The organism is Sphingomonas mangrovi (assembly GCF_047975845.1).
Lineage (GTDB): Bacteria > Pseudomonadota > Alphaproteobacteria > Sphingomonadales > Sphingomonadaceae > Sphingomonas.
In genome coordinates, this window is sequence record NZ_JBIUCZ010000057.1 from 1 (window position 1) to 11109 (window position 11109).

Consider the following 11109-nt stretch of genomic DNA (forward strand, 5'->3'; position numbering starts at 1 on the left):
GACGCCGGCCTCGTCTGCTTGCGCATCTCATCTCTCCGATACCCAGCGAAGAGAATCACATCCCCAGCTTTATGCAAAGGTCCCGCGAAAGCTGGGGTCTCCGCCGAGGGCGCGGGACAGGGGCCGCAGGAGATCCCAGCCTCCGCTGGGATGACGGGGAGTGGGGTTCCGACCGCGCTCCGCCGCCCTACGTCACCCCGGCGCAGGCTGGGGGCTCCGCCGATAGCGCGGGGCAGGCGCCGCGGGAGATCCCAGCCTCCGCTGGGATGACGACAGAGGGAATACCCTACCGCCGCTTGAGCAGCGTCTCGACGCTGTCGTCGACCGTGCCGACCTTGCCCGGCTCGTGCCCGGCTTCCTGTTCCAGCGCGGCGCGGATGTGTTCGATCTGGTGGTCGGTGAGGTGCTCGATGCCGATGAACTCGCCGCGCGCGGAATCGAGCGCGCGGATCAGCTCGTCGAGCTTGGCCTGCATCGCCGCGGCGTCGCGGTTCTGCGAATTCTGGATCAGGAACACCATGAGGAAGGTGACGATGGTGGTCGCGGTGTTGATCACCAGCTGCCAGGTGTCGGAATAGCCGAAGATCGGCCCGCTGATCCCCCAGGCGAGGATCGTCCCCAGTGCGAGCACGAAAGTGAGCGGCTGCCCCGCGGCGGTCGCAATGGGGGTCGAGATGGCGGTGAAGACGCGGTCGAGCATGGCGCCGACCAAAGGCGTAGCCCGCGCGCGATGCAAGGCCTTTGCCCGGCGGCTCCGGGGCGCTCCCGGAGCCGCCGGCCCGTTTCAGAAGTTGAGGCCGACCCGCGCCAGCAGCCGGCTGTCGGCGTTTCCGCCGTCGGCATAGGGGGAGGGAACGATCGCCCGGTCGGAGATGTCGGTATCGACATAGTCGAGCCCGAGCACCAGCGGGCCGGTGACGTGCTCGACGCCCAGCCGCCAGTCCATGTAGCTGCCGCCCGGGCGCAGCCGCGCGGCACGCACCGCGTCGTCGACGTTGCCCGAGGTGTGGCCGATGCCGGCGATCAGCGTGAACGGCGTCACCGGGATGCCGAGCCGCCCTTCGGCGCCGACGTAGAAATTGTCGCCGCCGATCGCCGACTGCTTGGGCGCGTAGCGGGCGAAGCCGTCGAGCTGGACGGGGCCGAGCGCGAAGCCGGCACCGCCGCCCAATTCGACGTAGCTGAGCGCCCGGTCGCTGCCGGGAAAGAAGTGGCCGGTGACGCCGCCGTCGACGCGGACCGGCCCGAGATACTGCGCATAGCTCGCGCCCAGGTCGATGCCGACCGCCGCGCCGCCGTGGCGGGGGCTGTCGTTGAGCGTCGCGACCGAGGCGCTGGCCGAGAAGCCCTGATCGCCGAGCGGGATGGTCGCGCTGCCGCGCAGGCTGGCGTCGCCGTCGCTCCAGCTGATGCCGCGCTCGCGCGCGTCGGTGGTGAGCTCGACCGAGAGCGTCGGCCGCTGGGTCTCGCTCTGCGCGTGCGCGGGGAGCGCTGCGGTGACGGAGAGCAGCGCAGCGCCGGCAAGGAGGGAAAGGCGGGGGTCAGCCCCCGGTGCGGAACAGCGCAGTCGCATCGTCGATCTCCGAAGCAAGGGTGGCGCGGTCGCGCTCGGCGAGCGCGGCCAGCCGGGTGCGGAGGGCCGGAATGCCCGCCTCCACCGCTTCGGCGATCGCGGCGCGGTTCGCGTCGCACCAGCCGGGGCGGTGGCCCGAGAGCGGCTCTAGCCGACCCGCCGACTCCAACGCCAGCCTCGGTTCGGCAGCCTGTCCCTGGCGAACCAGCGTCCGGCGCACCTCGGCGCTCGCGGTCCAGTGGCAGCGCAGCGTGTCCGGGCGCCCGCCCGGCGCGACGCTGCCGACCTGCCGGTGCTCGATCGCGACGTCGGCCTCGTAACGTAGGGTCAGCGGCACCGCGCCGCGATCGATCGCGACGTCGTGGACGAGCGGGGTGGGGGCGGTCGCGAGCGTCATCGCGACGAGCAGGCTGTGCATGGCGTTCCTCTCCGGTTGTTCTTGTCCCTTCGGGATAGGAAGCGCGGGGAGGGGGTTCAATCGATCGGCGCCGTCGCGCCCGCCCAGCCACAAAACATAACAAAACCGCCGCCCGGTTGCCCGGACGGCGGCCTTGTTGGTTCAGCCTGAGCGACCGGATCAGTCGTTCAGATACTCGCCGGCATCGTCGTCGGTGCCGTGGCCGCTCGGCGTGACCGAGGCCAGCGGATCGCTGGTGCCCTGGTCGTCGCGCGCCGAACGGGCGAGTTCCGCCTCATGCTCCTCGTCGGCGCTGTTCGGCGCCACCAGCGCGGCCTGCAGCGCACGCTGCTGGGCACGCAGCGCCACGTCGCGGCTGGTCGCCGCCACGCGCAGGCGGTTCATGCCCGCACCGGTACCCGCCGGGATGAGCCGGCCGACGATCACGTTCTCCTTGAGGCCGTTCAGCGAGTCGATCTTGCCCTGCACCGAAGCCTCGGTGAGCACGCGGGTCGTCTCCTGGAACGAGGCGGCCGAGATGAAGCTGCGGGTCTGCAGCGACGCCTTGGTGATGCCCAGCAGGATGGGCTTGCCCTGCGCCGGCTGCTGGCCCGGGGCCAGCTTGGCGTTGGCCTCGTCCATCTCGTCGCGGTCGAGCTGCTCGCCCGCCAGCAGGGTGGTGTCGCCACCTTCGGTGATCTCGACCTTCTGCAGCATCTGGCGAACGATCACCTCGATGTGCTTGTCGTTGATCTTCACGCCCTGCAGTCGATAGACCTCCTGGATCTCCGACACGAGATATTCCGCGAGCGGCTCGATGCCGAGAACCTCGAGGATATCGTGCGGATCGGGCGAGCCGCCGATCAGGTTGTCGCCACGCTTGACGTAGTCGCCTTCCTGAACGTCGATCACCTTCGACTTGGGCACCAGATACTCGACAACGTCGCCGCCGTCCTCGGGCTGGATGCCGATCTTGCGCTTCGCCTTATAGTCCTTGCCGAACACGACGCGGCCGGAGACCTTCGCGATGATCGCGTTCTCCTTCGGCTTGCGCGCCTCGAACAGCTCGGCGACGCGCGGCAGACCGCCGGTGATGTCGCGGGTCTTGGCAGCCTCGCGGCTGACGCGGGCCAGAACGTCGCCGCCCTGGACCTGCGCCCCGTCCTCGATCGACAGCGTCGCGCCCGGCGCCAGCATGTAGCGGCCGGCCTCGCCCGAATTCTCGTCGAGCAGGGTCAGGCGGGGACGCAGGTCCTCCTTGGCCTTGCCGCGATATTCGGTGACGACGCGCTGGGTGATGCCCGTCGCTTCGTCCGCCTGTTCGGTCAGGGTCTTGCCGTCGATCAGGTCCTGGTACTTCACGGTACCCGGATTCTCGGTGATCACCGGCATGGTGAACGGATCCCACTCGGCAATGCGGCCGCCCGCACTGATGATGTGGCCATCGTCGCACAGCACATAGGCGCCGTACGGGATGCGATCCACCGCCAGGTCGCGGCCGTCCATGTCGACGATCGCGATCTCGCCCGAGCGGCTCAGCACCACGCGGCGGCCGCGCTGGTCGACGATCACGCGCAGGTCGCGATACTCGATCTTGCCGTCGACCGGCGCCTCGAGGTTCGACTGCTCGTTGAGCTGCGCCGCGCCGCCGATGTGGAAGGTCCGCATCGTCAGCTGGGTGCCCGGCTCGCCGATCGACTGCGCCGCGATGACGCCCACCGCTTCGCCGATGTTGACCGGCGTACCGCGGGCGAGGTCACGCCCGTAGCACTTGCCGCACACGCCGACCTTGGCCTCGCAGACCAGCGGGCTGCGGATCTTCATGCCCGGCACGTTCAGCGCCTCGATCTGCGCGATCATCGCCTCGTCGAGCAGCGTGCCCGTCGGGATGAGGACCTCGCCGGTCTTGCCGTCGACCACGTCCTCGGCCGTGGTGCGGCCCAGGATGCGTTCGCCCAGCGACGCGATGGTCGAACCGCCCTGCACGATCGCCCGCATTTCCAGCGCGCGCTCGGTGCCGCAGTCGTCCTCCATCACCACGCAGTCCTGCGACACGTCGACCAGACGGCGGGTCAGGTAGCCCGAGTTCGCCGTCTTGAGCGCGGTGTCGGCCAGACCCTTGCGGGCGCCGTGGGTCGAGTTGAAGTATTCAAGGACGGTCAGGCCTTCCTTGAAGTTCGAGATGATCGGCGTCTCGATGATCTCGCCCGACGGCTTGGCCATCAGGCCGCGCATGCCGGCGAGCTGCTTGATCTGCGCCGCCGAACCACGCGCACCGGAATGCGCCATCATGTAGATCGCGTTGACCGGCTTCTCGCGGCCGGTGTCGGCATCGACCTTCACCGCCTTGATCTCGTCCATCATGGCCGCTGCCACCTGGTCGCCGCAGCGGCTCCAGGCGTCGATCACCTTGTTGTACTTCTCCTGCTGCGTGATCAGGCCGTCCTGATACTGCTGCTCGTAATCCTTCACGAGCGCGCGGGTCTCGTCGACCAGCGCTTCCTTGGCGCCCGGGATGATCATGTCGTCCTTGCCGAACGAGATGCCCGCCTTGAACGCGTTGCGGAAGCCGAGCGCCATGATCGCGTCGGCGAACAGCACCGTCTCCTTCTGGCCGGTGTGGCGATAGACCTCGTCGATCACGTCGCCCACGTCCTTCTTGGTGAGGAGGCGGTTGACGGTCTCGAACGGCACCTTGTGGCTCTTCGGCAGCGTCTCGCCGAGGAGCATGCGGCCCGGCGTCGTCTCGACGCGCTTCATGTAGCTGTCGCCGTTCTCGTCGGTCTGCGGAACGCGGCTGACGATCTTGGTATGCAGCGTGACCGCGCCGGCGTGCAGCGCCTGGTGCACCTCCGCCATGTCGGCCAGCATCATGCCTTCGCCCGGCTCGCCCTGCTTCTCCATCGAGATGTAGTAGAGGCCCAGCACCATGTCCTGCGACGGCACGATGATCGGCTTGCCGTTCGCGGGGCTCAGGATGTTGTTCGTCGACATCATCAGGACGCGCGCTTCCAGCTGCGCTTCGAGCGACAGCGGAACGTGCACGGCCATCTGGTCGCCGTCGAAGTCGGCGTTGAACGCCGAGCAGACGAGCGGGTGGAGCTGGATCGCTTTGCCCTCGATCAGCACCGGCTCGAACGCCTGGATGCCGAGACGGTGGAGCGTCGGCGCGCGGTTGAGCATCACGGGATGCTCGCGGATCACCTCGTCCAGGATGTCCCAGACTTCCTTGCGCTCCTTCTCGACCCACTTCTTGGCCTGCTTCAGGGTCATCGACAGACCCTTGGCGTCGAGGCGCGCGTAGATGAACGGCTTGAACAGCTCGAGCGCCATCTTCTTGGGCAGGCCGCACTGGTGCAGCTTCAGCTCAGGCCCGGTCACGATGACCGAACGACCCGAATAGTCGACGCGCTTGCCGAGCAGGTTCTGACGGAAGCGGCCCTGCTTGCCCTTGAGCATGTCGGACAGCGACTTGAGCGGCCGCTTGTTGGCGCCGGTGATCGTGCGGCCGCGGCGGCCGTTGTCGAACAGCGCGTCGACCGCTTCCTGCAGCATGCGCTTTTCGTTGCGGACGATGATGTCCGGCGCACGCAGCTCCATCAGCCGCTTGAGGCGGTTGTTGCGGTTGATGACGCGGCGATAGAGGTCGTTGAGATCCGAGGTCGCGAAGCGGCCGCCGTCCAGCGGCACCAGCGGGCGCAGCTCGGGCGGGATAACCGGCACGACGTCCAGGATCATCCACTCGGGGCGGTTGCCCGAATCGATGAAGCTCTCGACGACCTTCAGCCGCTTGATGATCTTCTTGGGCTTGAGCTCGGACTTGGTGACCGCCAGCTCTTCGAGCAGCTCCTTGCGCTCGCCCTCGAGGTCGAGGTCGATCAGCATCTGCTTGACCGCCTCTGCGCCGATCCCGGCCGAGAACGCGTCCTCGCCGAACTGGTCCTGCGCGTCGAGCAACTCGTCCTCGGTGAGGAGCTGATACTTCTCCAGGCTGGTGAGGCCCGGCTCGATCACGATGTAGCTCTCGAAATACAGCACGCGCTCGAGCTGCTTGAGCTGCATGTCGAGCAGCAGGCCGATGCGCGACGGCAGCGACTTCAGGAACCAGATGTGCGCGACGGGCGCCGCCAGCTCGATGTGGCCCATGCGCTCGCGGCGGACCTTCGAGACGGTCACCTCGACGCCGCACTTCTCGCAGACGATGCCCTTGTACTTCATGCGCTTGTACTTGCCGCACAGGCACTCGTAGTCCTTGATCGGACCGAAGATGCGCGCGCAGAACAGGCCGTCACGCTCGGGCTTGAACGTGCGGTAGTTGATCGTCTCGGGCTTCTTGATCTCGCCGAACGACCAGGAACGGATGCGCTCGGGGGAGGCGATGCCGATCTGGATCTGGTCGAAGGTCTCCGGCTTGGCCACCGGATTCGCGAAGTTGGTCAGTTCGTTCATGTCGTAATCCCTCTAGGGGCGAAACTCCGGGCGGAAGGGGAGGGGCGCCGGCCTGCGGCGCCCCGTCCGTTACTCCGCCGCCTCGGCGAAGTCGTCGTCCTCGAGCGCCTTGAGTTCCACGTTGAGGCCCAGCGAGCGCATTTCCTTGACGAGCACGTTGAAGCTCTCGGGAATGCCGGCCTCGAACGTGTCGTCGCCCTTGACGATCGCCTCGTAGACCTTGGTGCGGCCGACGACGTCGTCGGACTTCACCGTCAGCATCTCCTGCAGCGTGTAGGCGGCGCCGTACGCCTGCAGCGCCCACACCTCCATCTCGCCGAAGCGCTGGCCGCCGAACTGCGCCTTGCCGCCCAGCGGCTGCTGGGTGACGAGGCTGTACGGCCCGATCGAACGCGCGTGGATCTTGTCGTCCACGAGGTGGTGGAGCTTCAGCATGTAGATGTAGCCCACGGTCACCTTGCGGTCGAACGAGTCGCCGGTGCGGCCGTCGTAGAGCGTCACCTGACCCGAGGTATCGAGTCCTGCCAGATCGAGCATCGCCGACACATCGGCCTCGCGCGCGCCGTCGAACACCGGCGTCGCCATCGGCACGCCGTTCTTCAGGTTCTGCGCCAGCTCGATGATCTCGTCGCCGTCGCGGGCGTCGATCTCGTCATGATACTGTTCGCCGTAGATGACCTTGAGGCGATCCTTGACCGCGTCGGGCATCGCGCCCGCTGCCGGCGTTGGATTGGCCTCGCGCCACTGCTCCAGCGCCTCGGTGACCTGCCGGCCCAGGCCGCGCGCGGCCATGCCCAGGTGGGTCTCGAAGATCTGCCCGACGTTCATGCGCGACGGCACGCCCAGCGGGTTGAGCACTAGGTCGACGGGGGTGCCGTCTTCCAGGAACGGCATGTCCTCCTGCGGCAGGATGCGCGAGATGACGCCCTTGTTGCCGTGACGGCCGGCCATCTTGTCGCCCGGCTGCAGCTTGCGCTTCACCGCGACGAACACCTTGACCATCTTGAGCACGCCCGGCGGCAACTCGTCGCCGCGCTCCAGCTTCTCGCGGCGATCCTCGAACTTCTCGCGGATCTTGCGCGCGGCCTCGTCGTACTGGCCCTTCACGGCTTCCAGATTCGACTGAACCGCGTCGTCGGAGACGGCGAACTTCCACCACTCGTGGCGGTCGACGCTGTCGAGCACGTCGCTGTCGATCACCACGCCCTTCTTGACGCCCTTGGGCGCCGCGGTGGCGGTCTGGTCGAGCAGCATCTCGCGCAGGCGGCTCCAGGTCGCCCGGTTGAGGATCGTGCGCTCGTCGTCCGAGTCCTTCTTCAGGCGCTCGATCTCCTCGCGCTCGATCGCCATCGCGCGCTCGTCCTTGTCGATGCCGTGGCGATTGAAGACGCGGACGTCGACGATCGTGCCGGCAACGCCCGGAGGCAGACGCAGCGAGGTGTCGCGGACGTCGGAGGCCTTTTCACCGAAGATGGCGCGCAGGAGCTTTTCCTCCGGCGTCATCGGGCTTTCGCCCTTTGGCGTGATCTTGCCGACCAGGATATCGCCCGGCTCGACCTCGGCACCGACGTAGACGATGCCCGCCTCGTCGAGGTTGCGCAGCGCTTCCTCGCCGACGTTCGGGATGTCGCGGGTGATGTCCTCCGGCCCGAGCTTGGTGTCGCGGGCCATCACCTCGAACTCGTCGATGTGGATCGACGTGAACACGTCGTCCTTCACGATCCGCTCGGAGATGAGGATCGAGTCCTCGTAGTTGTAGCCGTTCCAGGGCATGAACGCGACGAGCGCGTTGCGGCCCAGCGCCAGCTCGCCGAACTCGGTCGACGGACCGTCGGCCAGCACGTCGCCCGCCTTCACCACGTCGCCCACCTTCACCAGCGGACGCTGGTTGATGCAGGTCGACTGGTTCGAGCGCTGGAACTTCATCAGCGTGTAGATGTCCACGCCGCTTTCGTTCGCGTCGACGTCACCCGTCGCACGGATGACGATGCGGGTCGCGTCGACCTGATCGACGACGCCGGCGCGCTTGGCCGAGATCGCGGCACCGGAGTCCCGGGCCACGGTCTCTTCCATGCCGGTGCCCACGAACGGGGCCTCGGCCTGGACCAGCGGCACCGCCTGGCGCTGCATGTTCGAGCCCATCAGCGCGCGGTTCGCGTCATCGTTCTCCAGGAACGGGATGAGCGAGGCCGCGACCGACACCAGCTGCTTCGGGGACACGTCCATCAGCGTGATCTGATCGCGCATCGCCATCAGGAACTCGCCGGCCTGACGCGCGGAGATCAGCTCCTCGACGAAGCCGCCTTCCGCGTTCAGCTCGGCGTTCGCCTGCGCGACGGTGTGCTTCTGCTCTTCCATCGCCGACAGGTAGACGACTTCGTCGCTGACCTTGCCGTCGATGACCTTGCGGTACGGCGTCTCGATAAAGCCGTACTTGTTGACGCGCGAGAAGCTCGCCAGCGAGTTGATCAGGCCGATGTTGGGGCCTTCCGGCGTTTCGATCGGGCAGATACGGCCATAGTGGGTCGGATGGACGTCGCGGACCTCGAAACCCGCGCGCTCCCGGGTGAGACCGCCCGGCCCGAGCGCCGAGACGCGACGCTTGTGCGTCACTTCGGAGAGCGGGTTGGTCTGGTCCATGAACTGCGACAGCTGCGACGAACCGAAGAACTCGCGCACCGCGGCGACCGCGGGCTTCGCGTTGATCAGGTCGTTCGGCATCACGGTCGAGACGTCGACCGACGACATGCGCTCCTTGACCGCACGCTCCATGCGCAGCAGGCCGACGCGGTACTGGTTCTCCAGCAGCTCGCCCACCGAACGCACGCGACGATTGCCCAGGTTGTCGATGTCGTCGACTTCGCCCTTGCCGTCCTTCAGGTCGACCAGCGTCTTGACGACCGCGAGAATGTCCTCGGTGCGCAGCGTGGTGACCGTGTCCTCGGCGTCGAGGTCGAGGCGCATGTTGAGCTTGACGCGGCCGACGGCCGACAGGTCGTAGCGCTCGGGGTCGAAGAACAGCCCGCCGAACAGCGACTCCGCGGTCTCCAGCGTCGGCGGCTCGCCGGGGCGCATCACGCGATAGATGTCGGACAGCGCCTGCTCGCGCTCCTCGGCCTTGTCGACCTTGAGCGTGTTGCGGATCCACGGGCCCGTGGTGACGTGATCGATGTCGAGCAGCTCGATGCGATCGATGCCCGCCTTGTCGAGCAGCTCGAGGTTCTCGGCCGACACTTCGTCGCCCGCCTCGATGTAGATGCGGCCGGTCGACTCGTCGATCAGGTCGAACGCGCTGTAGCGGCCGAAGATTTCCTCGGTCGGGATCAGCAGCGTCTCGAGCCCGTCCTTGCCGGCCTTGTTGGCGGCACGCGGGCTGATCTTCTGCCCGGCGGGGAAGATCACCTCGCCCGACTTGGCGTCGACGATGTCGAACGCCGGCTTCTGGCCGCGCCAGTTCTCGGCCGCGTACGGGATCTGCCAGCCGCCCTCACCGCGCAGGAAGGTGACGCGGTTGTAGAAGTGGCTGAGGATCTCTTCCGAGTTCAGGCCCAGCGCATAGAGCAGCGACGTCACCGGCAGCTTGCGCTTGCGGTCGATGCGGACGTTGACGATGTCCTTGGCGTCGAACTCGAAGTCGAGCCACGAGCCGCGGTACGGGATCACGCGCGCCGCGAACAGATACTTGCCCGAGGCGTGGGTCTTGCCGCGGTCGTGATCGAACAGCACGCCCGGCGAGCGGTGCATCTGCGAGACGATGACGCGCTCGGTGCCGTTGATGAAGAAGGTGCCATTCTCGGTCATGAGCGGCATGTCGCCCATGTAGACATCCTGCTCCTTGATATCGAGGACCGAACGGGCTTCCGTATCGGGATCGACCTCGAACACGATCAGGCGCAGCGTGACGCGCATCGGCGCCGCATAGGTGATGCCGCGCTGGCGGCACTCTTCCACGTCGAACTTCGGATCCTCGAGCTCGTAGGTCACGAAGTCGAGCTCGGCGGTGCCGGCGAAGTCGCGGATCGGGAAGACGCTGCGCAGCGTCTTCTCCAGGCCCGAGACATAGCCCGTCGCCGGGTCCGAACGCAGGAACTGCTCGTAGCTCTCGCGCTGCACCTCGATCAGGTTCGGCATCTGCACCACTTCGTGGATGTCGCCGAACACCTTGCGGATGCGGCGCTTCGCAGTGCCGTTCTCGATTGCCTTGGTCGCCATGGGAGTAGGTCGCCTCGCTTGGTCAAATTTCGTGCCCGGGATCACCCGGGCCGGCGCACGAACGGGACGCGAAAAGCCGCGTCATCCCCGATGGGGACCGCAGCTTCGGGGCGTCTCGTAAGACCTCGGCCGATCCATTCGTCCAATGCGTTGCGCGACGACGCATCATTTCCCGATCGTGAGGCAGAGCCGGGATATAGGGGGCAGCGTGGAAACTGTCAATCAAAGCGCACGGTTGCGCGGGGAGCGGGCAGGTCAGGCTTCCGCATCGAAGCTCGGCAGAAGGTACCCCATTTCCCCAACCCCGTCATGCCAGCGCACGCTGGCATCTCCCGGTCACAGGTCGGGGCAGGAGCCGCAGGAGATCCCAGCGTGCGCGGGACATTTGCATAACCGGTTTTTTGGTGAAGCGGTGGCGTGAATGGTGGTTGCGGCGGCGGGAGTGGCGACGCGGCGGGGATCGGGTGGGTGAGCTGTG

At 67.1% G+C, this 11109-nt stretch carries 5 protein-coding genes; all 5 read right to left on the bottom strand.

Features of this window, described 5'->3' with window-relative positions; all coding sequences use genetic code 11:
• Positions 1-286: 286 nt before the first annotated feature.
• Entirely contained in the window at positions 287-700 is a 414-nt protein-coding gene (locus ACBY01_RS16790) for a low affinity iron permease family protein (RefSeq protein WP_416462137.1), read from the bottom strand.
• A gap of 84 nt (positions 701-784) precedes the next feature.
• The gene (locus tag ACBY01_RS16795) at positions 785-1573 is read right to left on the bottom strand and encodes a TorF family putative porin (protein WP_416462138.1); all 789 of its coding nucleotides are present in this window, start codon (positions 1571-1573) and stop codon (positions 785-787) included.
• Positions 1542-1991: a hypothetical protein gene (locus ACBY01_RS16800; protein ID WP_416462139.1), complete on the bottom strand. Its 450-nt coding sequence runs from the start codon at positions 1989-1991 to the stop codon at positions 1542-1544. Before ACBY01_RS16800 ends, ACBY01_RS16795 begins: the two co-directional genes overlap by 32 nt.
• Positions 1992-2150: 159 nt before the next feature.
• On the bottom strand, positions 2151-6419 hold the full coding sequence (gene rpoC / locus ACBY01_RS16805; protein ID WP_416462140.1) for a DNA-directed RNA polymerase subunit beta': 4269 nt from the start codon (positions 6417-6419) through the stop codon (positions 2151-2153).
• Between the two features lie 69 nt (positions 6420-6488).
• The gene (rpoB, locus tag ACBY01_RS16810; RefSeq protein WP_416462142.1) at positions 6489-10631 is read right to left on the bottom strand and encodes a DNA-directed RNA polymerase subunit beta; all 4143 of its coding nucleotides are present in this window, start codon (positions 10629-10631) and stop codon (positions 6489-6491) included.
• Positions 10632-11109 lie beyond the last annotated feature (478 nt).